The 15,842-nt window shown below is 65.3% G+C and carries 13 protein-coding genes; 3 read left to right on the top strand and 10 right to left on the bottom strand.

All coding sequences use genetic code 11. The annotated features are described in order from the left end of the window. Nucleotides 1–50: 50 nt before the first annotated feature. Nucleotides 51–515 (bottom strand): Cd(II)/Pb(II)-responsive transcriptional regulator, encoded by a 465-nt coding sequence (locus tag ACILRC_RS12665; protein ID WP_395669734.1) that lies wholly within the window; start codon nt 513–515, stop codon nt 51–53. Between the two features lie 78 nt (nt 516–593). Between ACILRC_RS12665 and ACILRC_RS12660 the strand changes: the two genes are divergently transcribed. Together ACILRC_RS12660 and ACILRC_RS12655 are read left to right on the top strand one after the other, a co-directional pair. After that, a complete protein-coding gene (locus ACILRC_RS12660) occupies nt 594–1,250 on the top strand; it encodes a cation transporter (protein ID WP_395669733.1) in 657 nt (218 codons plus the stop codon). After that, nucleotides 1,234–1,662, top strand: coding sequence for a DUF3703 domain-containing protein (locus ACILRC_RS12655; RefSeq protein WP_395669732.1), 429 nt, complete (start codon nt 1,234–1,236; stop codon nt 1,660–1,662). The genes ACILRC_RS12660 and ACILRC_RS12655 overlap by 17 nt, the downstream gene beginning before the upstream one ends. Here the strand turns inward: ACILRC_RS12655 and ACILRC_RS12650 are convergent. The 3 genes from ACILRC_RS12650 to ACILRC_RS12640 are packed head-to-tail and all read right to left on the bottom strand — an operon-like array spanning nt 1,628 to nt 5,895. Beyond that, nucleotides 1,628–2,560, bottom strand: a complete 933-nt coding sequence (locus ACILRC_RS12650; protein WP_395668451.1) for an electron transfer flavoprotein subunit alpha/FixB family protein — start codon at nt 2,558–2,560, stop codon at nt 1,628–1,630. The two genes, ACILRC_RS12655 and ACILRC_RS12650, sit on opposite strands and share 35 nt — an antisense overlap. Further along, nucleotides 2,561–3,310: an electron transfer flavoprotein subunit beta/FixA family protein gene (locus ACILRC_RS12645; protein ID WP_395669731.1), complete on the bottom strand. Its 750-nt coding sequence runs from the start codon at nt 3,308–3,310 to the stop codon at nt 2,561–2,563. A gap of 20 nt (nt 3,311–3,330) precedes the next feature. Next, nucleotides 3,331–5,895, bottom strand: coding sequence for an FAD-dependent oxidoreductase (locus ACILRC_RS12640; protein WP_395669730.1), 2,565 nt, complete (start codon nt 5,893–5,895; stop codon nt 3,331–3,333). A 217-nt stretch (nt 5,896–6,112) separates the two neighbouring features. Here ACILRC_RS12640 and ACILRC_RS12635 point away from each other — a divergent pair, with 217 nt between their 5' ends. Further along, nucleotides 6,113–7,540: an aldehyde dehydrogenase family protein gene (locus tag ACILRC_RS12635; RefSeq protein ID WP_395669729.1), complete on the top strand. Its 1,428-nt coding sequence runs from the start codon at nt 6,113–6,115 to the stop codon at nt 7,538–7,540. An 87-nt stretch (nt 7,541–7,627) separates the two neighbouring features. Here ACILRC_RS12635 and ACILRC_RS12630 read toward each other — a convergent pair whose 3' ends face one another. The 6 genes from ACILRC_RS12630 to ACILRC_RS12605 all read right to left on the bottom strand — a co-directional run bounded on the left by ACILRC_RS12630 (nt 7,628) and on the right by ACILRC_RS12605 (nt 15,629). After that, complete coding sequence (locus tag ACILRC_RS12630; RefSeq protein ID WP_395669728.1) at nt 7,628–8,719, bottom strand: sulfate ABC transporter substrate-binding protein; 1,092 nt, start codon at nt 8,717–8,719, stop codon at nt 7,628–7,630. Between the two features lie 145 nt (nt 8,720–8,864). Beyond that, nucleotides 8,865–9,656 carry a hypothetical protein gene (locus tag ACILRC_RS12625; RefSeq protein WP_395669727.1) on the bottom strand — a complete coding sequence of 264 codons (792 nt, stop codon included), beginning with the start codon at nt 9,654–9,656 and terminating at the stop codon, nt 8,865–8,867. A 5-nt stretch (nt 9,657–9,661) separates the two neighbouring features. Continuing rightward, nucleotides 9,662–11,746 (bottom strand): hydantoinase/oxoprolinase family protein, encoded by a 2,085-nt coding sequence (locus ACILRC_RS12620; RefSeq protein WP_395669726.1) that lies wholly within the window; start codon nt 11,744–11,746, stop codon nt 9,662–9,664. Then, entirely contained in the window at nt 11,739–12,320 is a 582-nt protein-coding gene (locus ACILRC_RS12615) for a sarcosine oxidase subunit gamma (RefSeq protein ID WP_395669725.1), read from the bottom strand. Before ACILRC_RS12615 ends, ACILRC_RS12620 begins: the two co-directional genes overlap by 8 nt. Beyond that, nucleotides 12,313–15,315: a sarcosine oxidase subunit alpha family protein gene (locus tag ACILRC_RS12610; protein ID WP_395669724.1), complete on the bottom strand. Its 3,003-nt coding sequence runs from the start codon at nt 15,313–15,315 to the stop codon at nt 12,313–12,315. Before ACILRC_RS12610 ends, ACILRC_RS12615 begins: the two co-directional genes overlap by 8 nt. Continuing rightward, nucleotides 15,312–15,629, bottom strand: coding sequence for a sarcosine oxidase subunit delta (locus tag ACILRC_RS12605; RefSeq protein ID WP_395669723.1), 318 nt, complete (start codon nt 15,627–15,629; stop codon nt 15,312–15,314). Before ACILRC_RS12605 ends, ACILRC_RS12610 begins: the two co-directional genes overlap by 4 nt. Nucleotides 15,630–15,842: the final 213 nt, after the last annotated feature.

Genomic DNA, 15,842 nt, shown 5'->3' with positions numbered 1-15,842 from the left:
CTGGCGCCGAATTCACAGGACGCCGGTGTTTGCGAAAGCACACTAAGCCCTTAAAAGGATTGCGCCTGCCTCCCTGACAAACGGCTGCTGCTTGCAGCCGCATGACAAGCGCAAGCCTCGCCATGGGCTGCAGACACCAGCTCATCCAGAATGCCGCAGTGCCCTGCGTGTGTGCCGGAGCAGCGCGCGCGCAGCTGCAGTAGCTGCTTCTCCAGGGCGCGCATGCTCTTGAGGCGGGCCCGCACCCTGGCCAGTTGCTCGTCCACCAGCTGGTCCACCTCCCCGCAGTTGGCGGCGGGTTCGCCCACAAAAACCAGAAGCCGCTGGACATCGGCCAGTGGCATATCCAGCGCGCGGCAGTGGCGGATGAACGAGAGCCGCTCTAGGTGCGACGCTGCGTAGTCCCGGTAGCCGTTGTCGCGCCGCGCTGGTTCGGGCAACAGGCCCTGCTTTTCATAGAAACGGATGGTTTCGACATCCACGCCGGTGGCGCGGGACAGGTCTTTGATCTGCATGGCAACGCCCTTTCATATTCGACGCTTGACACTGTAGTGGCTCCAAGGTTTCCAATGCACGCATTGAAAGGAAAAACCATGTCAGCCTATTGCAGTGCCCACGCAACTCCGGAGCCAAAGTCCACGATCAACCTGCCGCGTTACCGCAAGATTCTTTGGACTGCGCTGGTGCTGAACGCCGCGATGTTTCTCATCGAGATCGGCGCAGGTTTGCAGTCCGGTTCACTCTCGCTGCTGGCCGATGCGGTCGATTTTGCGGGCGACGCGATGAACTACGCGGTGTCGCTGGCGGTGCTGGCCTCGGCCTTGGCCTGGCGGTCGCGCGCGGCCATCCTCAAGGCGCTGAGCATGATGGGCTTTGGCCTCTACCTGCTGGGTGCTGCGCTGTGGTCGGTCTGGAACGGTGGTGTTCCCCAAGCCACGACCATGGGTGCCGTGGCGCTGCTGGCTTTGATGGCTAACGTGGCGGTGGCGTGGATGCTTTACGCGTTCCGCGAAGGCGACGCCAATATGCGCAGCGTGTGGCTGTGCTCGCGCAACGATGCCATCGGCAACCTGGCCGTGCTCTTGGCCGCACTCGGCGTATTCGGCACGGGTGCGGCCTGGCCCGATCTGGCGGTGGCCAGCCTGATGGCGGCGCTGGCCCTGCACGGCGGCTGGACGGTGCTGCGGCAGGCACGTGGGGAGTTGCATCAAGACGGTGACGAAGGAGACCACCATGGACATGCCCACTGAAACTTCGGGCGAGCGCCGATTGGACCGCGCCACCCACGCCAAGTTGATCCAGGGTGCGCAGGCCGCCGCCTCTACGGAGCAGGCCTGGTTGTACCTGGAGGCGGCCCATGTGGTGGGGCAGTTGCAGCTCAGGCCGCACCTCCAGACCCACGTACATATGTTGGCCCTGGCCCTGCGCACCCGCGACTGGTCGGAGGCGGCCGGTCAGGCGTTCAGGCTGGCGTTGGTGCCCCTGGGCCACCTAAGCGGGCGACTGCCGCTGGGCAATCCGGGCCGGGCCGCCGTGAGCGCCTTCGCGCCCTTGCCTGTGCGGCCCGAACTCGCTGCGCTGATAGCTGCACTCAATGGACAGCGTCCAGCCCCTGTCGGTCCAACTCCTACAACGCCGCCACCAAAGCCGGCACCGCGGTAAACAAGTCAGCCTCCAGCCCGTAGTCGGCCACGCTGAAGATCGGAGCCTCGCCATCCTTGTTGATGGCCACAATCACCTTGCTGTCTTTCATGCCTGCCAGGTGCTGGATAGCGCCGCTGATGCCGCAGGCCACGTACAGCTGGGGGGCGACGATCTTGCCGGTCTGGCCCACCTGCCAGTCGTTGGGCGCGTAGCCCGCGTCCACCGCCGCACGGCTCGCACCCATGGCTGCGCCGAGCTTGTCGGCCAGCGGCGTCATCACTTCCATGAACTTCTCATTCGAGCCCAGCGCACGCCCGCCCGAGACGATGATCTTGGCCGCAGTGAGTTCCGGGCGGTCCATCTTGGCGATCTCGCTGCGCACAAACTGCACGCTGCTGGCAGCCGCTGCGGCCGCTTGCACCTCGACGGTGGCACTGCCACCGCTGGCGGCTGCCGGGTCAAAGCCGGTGGTGCGCACGGTGAGCACCTTGGTGGCGTCGCTGGCTTGTACCGTGGCGATGGCGTTGCCCGCATAGATGGGGCGCTCAAAGGTGTCGGGGCTGACCACTTTGGTGATGTCCGAGACTTGGCCCACATCGAGCTTGGCGGCCACGCGTGGTGCGATGTTCTTGCCCGAAGCGGTGGCAGCAAAGACGATGTGGCTGTAGTTGCCAGCCAAGGCCAGCACCTGGGCTGCGACGTTCTCGGCCAGGCCGTGCGCCAAGCCGGCGTCGTCGATGTGGATGACTTTGGCCACACCAGCGATCTGCGCGCCCTGGGCGGCAGCGCCTTGGGCCTGGTGGCCTGCTACCAGCAGGTGCACGTCCCCACCGCACTGCAGGGCAGCGGTCACGGTGTTGAGGGTGGCGCCTTTGAGGGTGGCGTTGTCGTGTTCGGCGATGACGAGGGATGCCATTTAGATCACCTTTGCTTCGTTCTTGAGTTTGTCTACCAAAGCGGCCACATCGGCCACCTTGATGCCGGCGCTGCGCTGGGGCGGCTCAGAGACTTTGAGGGTTTTGATGCGCGGGGCGACGTCCACGCCCAAATCTTCGGGCTTGACGGTGTCGAGCTGCTTTTTCTTGGCCTTCATGATGTTGGGCAGGGTCACATACCGGGGCTCGTTCAGGCGCAAATCGGTGGTGATGATGGCGGGCAGGCTCAAGCTCAGGGTTTCGGAGCCGCCATCGACTTCGCGGGTGGCCAGGAGCTTGCCGTCGGCCACTTCGACTTTGCTGGCAAAGGTGGCTTGGGGCCAGTCGCCCAGGGCGGCGAGCATTTGGCCGGTTTGGTTGCAGTCGTCGTCGATGGCTTGTTTGCCCAGGATGACCAGGCCGGGTTGTTCTTTGGCGACCAGGGCCTTGAGGAGTTTGGCCACGGCCAGGGGTTGGAGTTCTTCAGAACTCTCGACCAAGATGGCGCGGTCGGCGCCGATGGCCAGCGCAGTGCGCAGGGTTTCGGCGCAGGCTGCGGGGCCGCAGGAGACGGCAACGATTTCGCTGACCACGCCTTTTTCTTTGAGGCGCACCGCCTCTTCCACCGCGATTTCGTCAAAGGGGTTCATGCTCATCTTGACGTTGGCGGTGTCGACGCCGCTGCCATCGGACTTGACTCGCACTTTGACGTTGTAGTCAACCACGCGTTTGACGCTGACCAGGACTTTCATGGGCTTCTCCGGGTAACGGTTTAGGAGCGGGGCTTGGTGTTTTCCGGGTCGTACAAGGGGCCGTAGCCCACTGCTTCCACCCGCACCGGGTACACATCGCCAAAGTACTGAATCTGCAGTTCGCGCCCCACCTGGCAGTAGTCGTACGGCAGGTAGGCCAGGGCAATGTTTTTACCGATGGTGGGGCCGTAGGCGATGCTGGTGGTGTAGGAGCGGCGGCCCTCTGAATCGACCAGCGTCTTGCCGGTGGCGGGGTCCATCACCGGCAGGTTGCCCAGCGGGTAGCGGGCCACACCGGTGCTGTCGAGGTTGTTGGTCATGGTCAGGGTGCACAGCATGGCCGGTTGGTGCGCGCGTTCGCGAAACGCCATGTGCGCGGCCTTGCCGTGGAAGTCGGCGGCCTTGACTTTGGGGCGGGCCAGGTCGGCCTCGAACAGGTTGTATTCGGTGAGCAAATCGGCGTTTTGCAGGCGCAGGCTTTTCTCCATGCGGCGGCTGTTGGCGTAGGTTTCCACGCCCACCGGCGTCACGCCCAAAGCGAAGAGCGCGTCCCACAGCGGCAGGCCGTCCTGGAGTTTGAAGTGCAGCTCCCAGCCCTGCTCGCCCACGTAGGAGATGCGAAATGCCAACACCGACACACCGGCGATCTTGAGGTTGCGCAAGGCGGTGAACGGAAAGGCCTCGTGCGTCCAGGCCGCCGGGTCTTCGGCAATTTTTTGGATGGTGGCGCGGGCGTTCGGGCCCCACACGCCCAGGCAGCCGTACTCGGTGGTGGTGTCGGTGATGGTGACCCGCGCACCGCGGTCCTGGGCCATGCGGCGCACCCAGGTCAGGTCGCGGTGGCCGGCGTCGGCACCGTCGATCACGCGGTAGTGGTCTTCGGCCAGACGCAGCACCGTCAGGTCGGCGCGCACGCCGCCTTTGGCGTCCAGAAAATGGGTGTAAACGCCCTTGCCCACCGGCGTGTCGCCGCCGACCTTGGCCACGCAGATGTACTCCAGCAAATCGGCGGCGTCCGGCCCCTGCACATCGAACTCGGCAAAGTGCGAGACGTTGATCATCCCCACGTCTTGCGACATCTTCAAATGCTCGGCGTTGGAGACGCGCCAGAAGTGGCGGTTGTCCCACTCGTTGGCGCGCACTGGCACCTGGTCGCCGTACACGGCCAGCAGGTGTTCGTTGCTGGCATAGCCGTGGGCGCGCTCCCAGCCGGAGAGCTCCATGAAGTACGCGCCCAGCGCCTTCTCGCGCTCGTAAAACGGGCTTTTGTAAATGCCGCGCCCGGCGCTGTAGGGCTCGCGGTTGTGCACCGGCGGGTTGTAGATCTTGAACGCGCCCTCGTAGCAGCGGTCGTGGATGTATTTTTCGTCTTGCTGGAAGGGGTAGGTGCGCGCCACGTCGATGCGGGCATGGTCCAGGTGGGTGTAGCCGTCGGTCATCCAGTCGGCCACCAGCTTGCCGATGCCGGGTGCGTCTTTCACCCACACCGCCTCGGCGTACCACAGGCCGCGCACTTTGGAGGACTCGCCAATCGACGGGTTGCCGTCGGTGGTGACTTGCAGCAGGCCGTTGAAGGAGTATTTGTCGTCGTAGCCCAGCTCGGCCAGGATGGGTGTGAGCTCCATGGCGCGCTCCAGCGGCGCCATGATTTGCTCCAGCTCCAGGTCGCGCTGCGAGGGGCTCAGGCGGGCCTGCTCTTTCTCCAGCAAATCGCGCGGGTGGCACATGCGGGGGTTCTTCTCTTCGTAGTAGCCCCACTCAATCTGCCCGCCCTCGGGCGTCTTCGGGTCGCCGGTGTCGCGCAGGTAGGCCGAGTTGCCCTGGTCGCGCAAGAGTGGGTAGCCAATGTCTTTGCCGGTGCCTGCAAACTCCAGGTAGGGCTTGAAAAAGGTGAGCGGGTGGTCCACCGGCATGATGGGCAGGTCTTCCCCGGCCATGCCCGCAATCAAGCGGCCCCACAGACCGGCGCACACCACCACGTACTCGGCGGCGATAAAACCCTTGGTGGTTTCCACGCCCACGATGCGGCCGTTCTCTATGCGCAAGCCGGTGCAGGCTGTGTTGGCAAACGACTGCAGCTTGCCGCTGGCAATGGCGGCATCGACCAACTCGCCGGCCACCATTTGCGAGCGCGGTTTGACCAGGCCGGCGTCCGGGTCCCACAGCGCGCCTTGGATCATGCTTTCTTCCAGCAGCGGAAAACGGGCCTTGGCCTCTGCCGGGGTGATCAGCTCCACCCGGTTGCCAAACGCTTTGCCTGAAGCCACGCGGCGGTGCAGCTCCTGCATGCGCTCGTCGTCGCCCACCCGCGCCACCTCCAGCCCGCCGATGCGCTCGTAGCGGCCCAACTTGTCGTAGAAGTCGATGCTGTACTTGGTGGTGAAGATGGTGAGCGGGTCGTGCATCGTGTTGAAGCAAAAGTCCGATGCGTGCGCGGTCGAACCTACATCGGTAGGGATGGCGGACTTGTCGATGCCGACGATGTCGCTCCAGCCACGTTCAATCAGGTGGTGCACCACGGATGCGCCGACGATGCCGCCCTGGCCGACGATGACAACTTTGGCGCGTTGGGGAAATTGGGCCATGTTTGCGCTTTGCTCCTAGGGAAAGGTGGGGGTGTGCCTCTTGGCAGAGGTCCAAAGTGTATTGAACGCAGGTGCGATCGACGCATTATTTGCGACAGTCGTTGATGGAATCGCGTCAGTGCAGCCGCAAAAACTGGAACCAGCATATCGATCCACAGGCGCGCGATTCCAGCCCCGCCAGTTTGCGGTAATGTCGGGTTTTTCAGGAAGCTCCAACGTGACCAACCACCAACGCTTTTTTATCAACGGCCAATGGGTCGCCCCCGTCCAACCCGCCACACTGCCGGTCATCAACCCCGCTACTGAAGTGGCTTACACCGAGATTTCATTGGGTTCCTCGGCCGATGTGGACCGCGCGGTGGCGGCGGCCAAAGCGGCGTTTCCTGCGTTTTCGGCAAGCTCGGTGGCAGAGCGTCTGGCCTTGCTCAAGCGCATTTTGGCCATCTACAACGAGCGCTCCGAAGACATCGCCCAGGCCGTGTCCGACGAAATGGGCGCCCCTCTGAGTTGGGCGCGCGACGCCCAGACCTTTGCCGGACGGGTGCACCTGGAGGCCACCATCACCGCGCTGGAAAACTTTGAATTTGAATCACAACGTGGCAGCACCCGTGTGGTGCACGAAGCCATCGGTGTGGCAGCGCTCATCACGCCATGGAACTGGCCGCTCAACCAAATTGTGTGCAAGGTGGCGCCCGCCATTGCAGCGGGCTGCACCGTGGTGCTCAAGCCCAGCGAGATTGCGCCCATCAGCGGCATCGTGTTCTCTGAAATCATGGAGGCCGCAGGCACGCCACCCGGTGTGTACAACATGATCAACGGCACCGGGCCCGACGTGGGGCACTTTATGTCCGCGCATCCGGATGTGGACATGGTGTCTTTTACGGGCTCCACCCGCGCTGGTATCCAGGTGGCCAAAACAGCGGCGGACACGGTCAAGCGTGTGGCGCAAGAGCTGGGCGGCAAGTCGCCCAACATCATCTTGGACGATGCCGACCTGGACACCGCCGTGCGCAAAGGCGTGGACGCTTGCATGAGCAACACCGGCCAGTCCTGCGACGCGCCGACCCGCATGCTGGTGCCCCGCGCAAAAATGCAGCAAGCCTGCGCTGTGGCCCGGGCCACCGCCGAGGCGATCAAGATTGGCGACCCGCGCGCGGCCGACACCGTGCTGGGCCCGGTGATCAGCGAGCTGCAGTTCAACAAAATCCAGCGCTTGATCGAAGTGGGCATCCAAGAGGGCGGCACGCTGGTGACCGGCGGCATGGGCCGGCCCGAGGGCTTGAGCCGCGGGTACTACGTGCGCCCCACCGTGTTTGGCAACGTCACGCCAGAGATGACGCTGGCGCGGGAAGAGATTTTTGGGCCGGTGCTGGTCATCATGGCCTACGACACCGAAGCGCAGGCAATCGAGATCGCCAACGACACGGTGTACGGCTTGGCCGCGTACGTGCAGTCGTCCGACTTGGCCCATGCCCGCGCGGTGGCGCGCCAGCTACGTGCCGGCCAGGTCAACATCAACTACCCCGACTGGGACACCCACGCACCGTTCGGTGGCTACAAGCAGTCCGGCAACGGCCGCGAATACGCCGACTGGGGCATCCACGATTTTCTGGAAGTGAAGGGGCTGGTCGGGTACGGTGCTTAAGTCCGGCGGCTACCCTGGCGCTGTGGGCCGGTCTCGTATGCGCCCATGGAGTGCTCAGCCGATAGCGCTGCACGACAGGCGGCTCACTTACTTCGTGGTGTAAATCTGGTCGAAGTTCGCACCGTCAACAAAGTGCACTTTGGATGCCGCGTCCCAGCCACCGAAGGCCTCGCCGATGGTGAACAGGTTGAGCTTGGGCAGCTGCTTGGCGTACTTGGCTTGGGCTTTGGCCGAGGTGGGGCGGTAGAAGTGTTTGCCGATCAGGTCTTGCGCTTCTTCGGTGTAGAGGTACTTCAGGTATTCCTCGGCCACCGCGCGGGTGCCTTTTTTGTCCACGTTTTTGTCGACCACGGTCACGGCGGGTTCGGCCAGGATGGACAGGGAGGGGTAGATGAAGTCCACCTTGTTACCGAACTCTTTTTCCAGCAGGTAGGCCTCGTTTTCCCAGGAGATAAACACATCGCCCTGGCCGCGCTGGGCAAACGTGACCGAGGAGCCGCGCGCGCCGGTATCGAGCACCGGCACGTTGGCATACAGCTTGGTGACGAACTCCTTGGCCTTGGCTTCGCTGCCGTATTTGCGCTTGGCAAACTCCCACGCGGCCAGGTAGTTCCAGCGTGCGCCACCCGAGGTTTTGGGGTTGGGGGTGATGACTTTCACATCGGAGCGAATCAGGTCATCCCAGTCTTTGATGTTTTTCGGATTGCCCGCGCGGGTGACCAGCACGATGGTGGAGGTGTAGGGCGAGCTGTTGAGCGGCAGGCGCTTTTGCCAGTCCTTGGGGATGAGTCCGCCGTTGCTGTGCAGCGCGTCGGTGTCGCCGGCCAGCGCCAGGGTGGCCACATCGGCGTCCAGCCCGTCGATGATGGAGCGCGCTTGCCGCCCCGAGCCGCCGTGGCTTTGTTTGATGGTCACATCCTGGCCGGTCTTGGCCTTCCAGTACTTGGCGAAGGCGGCGTTGAACTCCACGTAAAACTCCCGCGTGGGGTCGTAGGAGACGTTGAGCAAGGTCACGGCCGGTGCCTGGGCCTGGGCCGTTGCCGGAAGGATGGCGACAAGCGCGGTCAGCGACACGGTGGCCGCCAGCGCAAACCGGGTGAAGCTGTGGCGCGGCAGGCTGAGCGGGGCGCCCTGGGCGGTGTTGAGCGCTGTAGGGTGCGCAAACAAGGACTTGGTCATGCAGAACTCCAAAATCAGGCAACGCAAGAGTGCGATGGCGCCGATTCTGGAAGCGACCCGTCAAAACCGAAACGACTAAAAAATCAGTTTCAAATTACATAACCGCATATCAAGCTACTTTTCAGGCCGCACACCGGAGCGCACATCACCCTGCATGTCCCCGGCCCGCCGCAAAGGCGCGCATGTGGAATGCCGCATGTTCGGGCCGGTAGCGGTGCTCCGCTCCCACCGGGCAGGCGCGCCGTGCCTGGCAGCCTGCTTGCATGCAAGGTTGGCCCGCCTCGGTGTGCAGATGGGTGGCGCAGGCCGCCAGATTAAAGCCAGCGGTGGAGTACGCGCCCACCGGGCATGCACTCAGGCAGGGCTGACCGCTGCAGGTGGCGCACAACCCGGTTTCAAACCGTGGGGCGCTGACGCCCTGCGCGGTCGGTGGGGTGCCAGGTAGGGAGCCGCAGGCGCCAGGGGGCTTGCTGCTGTTGGCGCTGGTTTGGATGTGCGCCACATCCTGCACCTCCAACGCCTGTGGCAGCGCCAATGCAAAACGGTAGGCGTGCCACAGACCAAACTGCGGGTGGATGCGCAGCAGCATCCTGCTGGGCTGCAGTACCTCGGCGCGGTCGGCCCATCGCTGGAAGGGGTGGTAGGGCGGTCCGTCAAACGGGTACAGGGCACGCCCGCCCAGGCGCTGGGCCAGCGCGTCGCCAATGGACTGGCTCCACCGGTCCAGCGGGTCGGGCAAGCCGTCGCGGTAGAAGCTACTGGCGACAAACGTCGGCCAAAACGCCGACCCCACCACGCCCACCATCCACAGCGAAGTCACAGGGCGGCCATCCGTTACAGCTCCCAAGCCCTCGTCCGGCTGCACCGCAAACCCACCGCGCAACTGCAAGCCGTGGGCTTGTAAGGCTTCGGCCAGCAGGGCCGCTGTCGCCGTCATCGTGGCTAGACGACCTTGGTGACCGGCGCGCCGCTGGCGGTGGCGGTGATGCGGGCCTCGAAAAACAGGTGGCCGTCGATGTCATTGGTTACGGCGTTGTCTTCCTGGCTGAACGACACGGTCGGGGCGCTGGCGCCCGCATCGTGCGCACGTTGCAGCGCCAGTGCGGCGGCCTGGCTGCGGGCCAGCGCGAGGGCGTCGTCCAAGTTTGCAAAGTCGTGCGGGCCGTTGGGGCCAAACACGCGGTAGGTGCCGCGCACCGGTTGGGTGACGGTCAGGTGCACCCGCTGCGCCACCTGGCCCAGCACGGCGCCGACGGCGTTGGCCACATCGGCGTGGGGCGGCATGACCAGTTGCACGCCCAAGCCTTGCGCCACCGCCGGGTAGTAGCTGGCCGCGGGTGCGCCCACGGCGACCAGCGGGAGCTCGGGCGCGAACTGCAGCTGGAACACCGGCTGGGCTGCGGTCGCGCTGCCCCGCCGGTGCAGTGCCATGTGCGTGAGCAACGTGGCGACTTTGTGGGCGTTGCCTTCGTTCATGTGGCCGGCATCGTTCAGGCCGGCTTCGATCAGTTTTTGGCAGATGGTGTCGACCACTTTGTCGACCACCTGGCGGGCCGGGGCCCGTGCGTCGCCCAGCACCCAGGTGCCCAGGCCATAGAGGTGGCGCATTTGGCGCGCCCAGATGATGGCGCCGAGCGTGGCGGCCTCGGAGTTCCAGTGCGCCGACATGCCCAGCACATGCGCAGCGTCGCTGGGGGTGAAGCCGCTGTAAATCGCCAAGCCCTTGCGTTCGAGGCGGGCGATGGCGCGCGACAGGGCGCGCTGCTCCAGATTGGCGCGCTCTAGGTCGACGGGGCCCTGGGCCAAGGTGTTCCAGGCGGCGAGTTCATCATCGGTCAATCGCGCGAGCATGGCGGCGTCGGCATGCAGGCGCTGCGCAAACCGGATCTGGCTGGCGTGGGGCGATTCGCTTTGCTGGTTGCGCAGCACGGCAAGCACCTGCGGGTGCTCGTGCGCCAAGAGGCTCAGCGGTACCACCCGGCGCGGGCCAATGGCCAGCCCTTCGCCCCCAGAGAAGCGCACCTCGCTGTCGCCGCCCAAGCCGATGGCGTAGACCTTGACGGCCTCCACCATGGGGCGCCACTGGCCGATCAGCGCGCCATCAAAACTCAGCGCCGGTTGGCCGTTGCGCACCACCGCAATGTCGGTGGTGGTGCCGCCCATGTCGGCCACCACCGCGTTGCGCAGGCCACTTAATGCGCAGGCGCCCAGCACGCTGGCGGCCGGGCCGGAAAGCACTGTGCCCACCGGCCGCGCCAGTGCGCTGGCCACGTTGATCAGGCTGCCGTCGCCCTTGACCACCATCAGCGGTGCGTCAATGGCGCGCGCGGCCAGGGTGCGCTGCACCGAGTCGATCAGGGCCTTGACATGCGAGACCATGCGCGCATTGAGCGCCACCGTCATCGCGCGCCGCGGCGCACCCAGGCTGGAGGCCAGCTCGTGTCCGCAGGCCACCGGCTTGTCGCAGAGTTCTTCCACCCAGGCGCGCATCTGCAGCTCATGCTCGGGGTTGCGCACCCCAAAGCTCGCCGAGATGGCAAAGGCCGAAACGCGCGGGGCGAAGCGCAGGATCGCCGCGCGCGTGGCCGCTTCGTCCAGAGGCTGCGCCTCCGCGCCGCCAGCGTCGTGCCCACCGGGCAGCATGGCGATCGAGTCCATGCCCAGCAACTCCACCAGGCCGCTGGCCTTGACCTGGCGCTCGTCGTAGCCCGCCAACAGCACGCACACCGGCGCGCCCTTGCCTTCGACCACCGAGTTGGTGGTCAGCGTGGTCGACAGCGACACCAGCACCACCTGCGCCAACAGCGCAGGTGGGAGCTTGTCCAGCGAGGCGCCAATGCCAACGGCCAGATCGAAGCGGGTGGTCAGGCTCTTGGCCGAGGCGACGATGGCCTGGGCCTCGTCAAGCAACACCGCGTCGGTGAAGGTGCCGCCGGTGTCAATGCCCAGGAAGTAGCGGCTAGCTCCCGTCACGGCCGAGGCGACACCGCCGACTACAACGGCGGCCTTGGGCGAGGTCTCAGGCACCGGCTTGGCAGAGCCAGCGAAACAGGTAGTCGGCGTAGCTGCGGCGCACGGTGAGCTCGTAGCGCTGGCCGGCTTCCAGGCACAACACGGTGACGTTGGTTTTGGCGACATGGCTTTGTGCCACTGCACCTGCGGCAAATGCACGCGGGTGCAGGTCCAGTGGGCAACCGCGCGAAAGCAATGCCGCCGCGCCGTCACCTTCGACGGTCAGCGTGGTGTAGCCGTCACCCACTGCCACCACCGCCGCATGCAGGCCCCGCAGCGCGCTGCGCAGCGCGTCCATCAACACCTCGCCTTGGCCGTGGCTGGTTTTGAGCAGCCACTCGTCGGGTCCCAGCCACAACAACTGCCGCTGGCCGTTCATGGCGCAGGTGTTGGCTTGCACCGGGAGCCGCAGCCCGGTCGCGGCCCCAATGGCCTGGGTGAACGCAGCGTCGCCGCTGTTTCCACGCAGGTTGAGCATGGCCATGAAGGGCACTTCGGATAGCGAGCAGTTGCGCCCGTCCACCTGCATTACGCGGTGGCTGGGGCGTTCGATGCCGACCAGCGGGCTTTCCATTACGACTTCAGGCATGGAGACGTTTCCCTTCTGGGTCATAAAAAACCGGACTGCACACGGTGGCAGCCACATTGCGGCCATCGGCCAGCGCGGCGTAAATGGTTTGGCCCATGCGCGCGTGGCCGTTGCGCACCACGGCCATGGCAATCGAGCGCTGCAACGTGGGGCTGTAGTAGCTCGACGTCACGTGCCCGATCATGGGCACCGGCGGCGCGGGCAACTGGGCCAGTTCGGTGAGTTGCGTACCTTCGGGCAACACCAGTTGCGCATCTAGCGTCATCAGGCCCACCAGCTGCTTGCGGTCCGGCCCTGCGGTGTGGCTGCGCGACAGCGAGCGGCGGCCCAGAAAGTCTTTGGTGGTGGATACCATGCCGCCCATACCCAAGTCGTGCGGGGTGATGGAGCCGTCGGTGTCCTGGCCCACGATGATGTAGCCCTTCTCCGCCCGCAGCACGTGCATGGACTCGGTGCCGTAGGGCGTGATGTTCAGGTCGGCACCGGCTGCCATGAGCGCCTTCCAGACCGATGCGCCGTAGTTGGACGGCACGTTCACCTCGAACGACATCTCGCCCGAAAAACTGATACGCATGATGCGGCCTTTGACGCCAGCAATCGTGCCTTCGCGCCAGCTCATGAAGGGAAATGCTGCGTTGCTCAGGTCGATGTCCTTGCACACGCGCTCCACCACCGTGCGACTCTGCGGGCCCACCACCGCAAAGGTGGACCACTGGTCGGTCACCGAGGTCATGTAGACCTGCATATCGGGCCACTCGGTTTGCACCCAGCGCTCCATCCAGCCCAGCACGCGGGCGGCGCCGCCGGTGGTGGTGGTCATGTGGAAGTGGTTCTCGCCCAGGCGCGCGGTCACGCCATCGTCGAACACCATGCCGTTTTCGTCGAGCATCAGGCCATAGCGGCACTTGCCCACTTCGAGCTTGAGCCAGGCGTTGGTGTACATCCAGTTCAAGAGCTTGGCAGCGTCCGGCCCCTGGATGTCGATCTTGCCCAGCGTGGAGGCGTCCATGATGCCCACGCCATTTCGCACCGCCAGCACCTCGCGCTTTACGGCGGCGTGCATATCTTCTTGGCCTTTGGGGAAGTACCAGGGGCGCTTCCACTGGCCCACGTCTTCAAACAGCGCACCGGCGGCCACATGGAGCTCATGCGGGCTGGTTTTGCGCGCCGGGTCGAACAGCTCGCCGCGCTCCAGCCCGGCGAAGGTGCCAAAGCTGATGGGCAGGTAGTTGGGACGGAAGGTGGTGGTGCCGACTTGGTCAATAGGCTTGCCCATGGCGCGTGCGGCCAGGGCCATGCCATTGATGTTGCCCAGCTTGCCCTGGTCGGTGCCAAAGCCCATGGCGGTGTAGCGCTTGATGTGCTCGATGGACTCGAAGCCCTCGCGGATCGCCAGTTCAATGTCGCTGGCACCCACATCGTTTTGGTAGTCCACAAACGCCTTGGCGCGGCGCGACACCGGCTGGCCGGTCTCGGCAATCCAGAACTCCGCGATCGGCTCGGGCACCGGTTCCTGGGTTTGGTAGCTGCGCGCTGACGTGGAAAACCCGGCGCGTGCAGCAGCGCTGCGACCGGCGCTGTCGGCCGCTTTCAGGGTGTGCGCCAGCGACCAGTCGGCGTTGCATGCGCCCACGCTGCATTGGTTGGGCAGCGGCGTGCCCGGCTGAAAACACACGCCAGCCTGCGACCACTGTGCCTTGCCGCCCGCGTGCGAATACAAGTGGATGGCCGGGTTCCAGCCGCCGGACATGCCCACTGCGTCTGCCGGCAGCGTGCGCTGCTCGCCCGTGGCTTGCGTGCCCACGGTTTGGCAGACCACCACCGAGCTGACCTGGCTGCCGCCCGTGGCCTGCAGCGGCACAAAGCCGCGCAACACGGCCACACCGGCTTCCTGGGCCTGCTGCGCCAAGCTGCCCGCCAGCACGGCGCCTGCGCGGGTGTCCACCACCGTTACCTGGGCGCCCGCGCCTTGCAGCGTGAGCGCGTCGGCATAGGCCGTGTCGTTGTTGGTCAGCAGCACGGTGCGCTGGCCGACCAGCACGCCGTAGCACTGGGCGTAATCGGCCAGCGCGCTGGAGAGCATCACACCGGGCAGGTCGTTGTTGCCAAACACCATGGGGCGCTCGTGCGCGCCCGTGGCCAAAATGACCTGTCCAGCGCGCACCCGCCACAGCCGCTCGCGAAAACCCTTGCGGTCCTTGAGGGGCAGGTGGTCGGTGAGCGACTCGCGGATGGTTAGAAAGTTGTGGTCGTGGTAGCCAAACACCACACTGCGGCGCAGTACGGTCACCTCTGGCATGGTGGCCAGCTCGGCCTGCGCGGCGCGCACCCAGTCGCTGGCGCTTTGGCCGTCGATGGTGCCGGTCAAGCGGTGGGCGCTGCCGCCCAGTACCGGGCCCAGCTCGGCCAGCACCACGCGCGCGCCGCTGCGCCCTGCTGCCAGCGCGGCAGCCAGCCCGGCCACGCCGCCACCGGCCACCAGCACATCGCAGTGCAGGTTCTGGTGCACATAGCGCTGGGGGTCGGCCTCGGTGGGCGCTGCGCCCAGGCCACCGGCTTTGCGGATTACTTTTTCATACAGCATCCAGGCCTTGGCCGGCCACATGAAGGTCTTGTAATAAAAGCCTGCAGGAAACAGCGCAGAGAAATTGCGGTTGATGCTAAAGAGGCGGGCCAGCAGATGGGGCCAGCCGTTGACGGCCTCGGCGCTCAGGCCCTGGTACAGCTCTACCTCGGGCATCTTGGCGTTGGGCACGGTGAAGGCGCCGCTCTCAATCTGCGCCAAGGCCGAGGGTTCTTCCACCCCCGAGGTGATGATGCCGCGCGGACGGTGGTACTTCCACGAGCGCGCCAGCACCATCTCGCCCGCAGCCAGCAAGGCCGAAGCCAAGGTGTCACCTTGAAAGCCGTTGTAGCTGCGGCCGTTGAATTGGAAGCTGATGGACTTGCTGCGGTCCAGCCGCGTGCCCAAGGAAGCAATGCGCTTGCCGCTCACGGTGCGTCTCCGGTGATGGCTTGGCCCGGTGCGATGCTGGGCACGGTCTGCGGGTCCACGCCGGGCTTGTAGAACTTGGTGAAGGCATAGCTCACGGTGTGGCGCTCGGCGTTGAACCAGCGGCGGCATCCGGCGCTGTGCAACCACTGTTCGCGGTGCAGGCCCTTGGGGTTTTTGCGCATGAACAGGTAGTCGCCCCACTGCGCGTCGCTCAGCGCATCGGTGTCCAGGGGGCGGGCAATATGGGCCTCGCCACCGCAGGAAAACTCACTTTCTTCGCGGGGGCCACACCAGGGGCAGGTGATTTTTAGCATGTCGATGGTTGGAGTTTGTGTTTGTCTTCAAATAGGGCTAGGGCTGCTAAAGAAAGGCGAGCCGCGCAGCGTGACCGCCAGTTCGCCACGCCAGTTCATGGATGGTCGGCGCGCCACAACCGAATCGGCTGTTGGGGCTCCCCTTCACCCCGCCCGGGGTGAAGGGGCGGGGGGGAAGCGGGGGGCAACCACCGCCGCTGCAAGCAACCAAGT

Origin of the sequence: Rhodoferax sp., assembly GCF_044236835.1 — a bacterium.
In the GTDB taxonomy this organism is placed as follows: Bacteria; Pseudomonadota; Gammaproteobacteria; order Burkholderiales; family Burkholderiaceae_C; genus Allorhodoferax.
The sequence above is the reverse complement of the archived record's forward strand: the minus strand, read 5'-3'. Positions and strand labels throughout refer to the sequence as shown.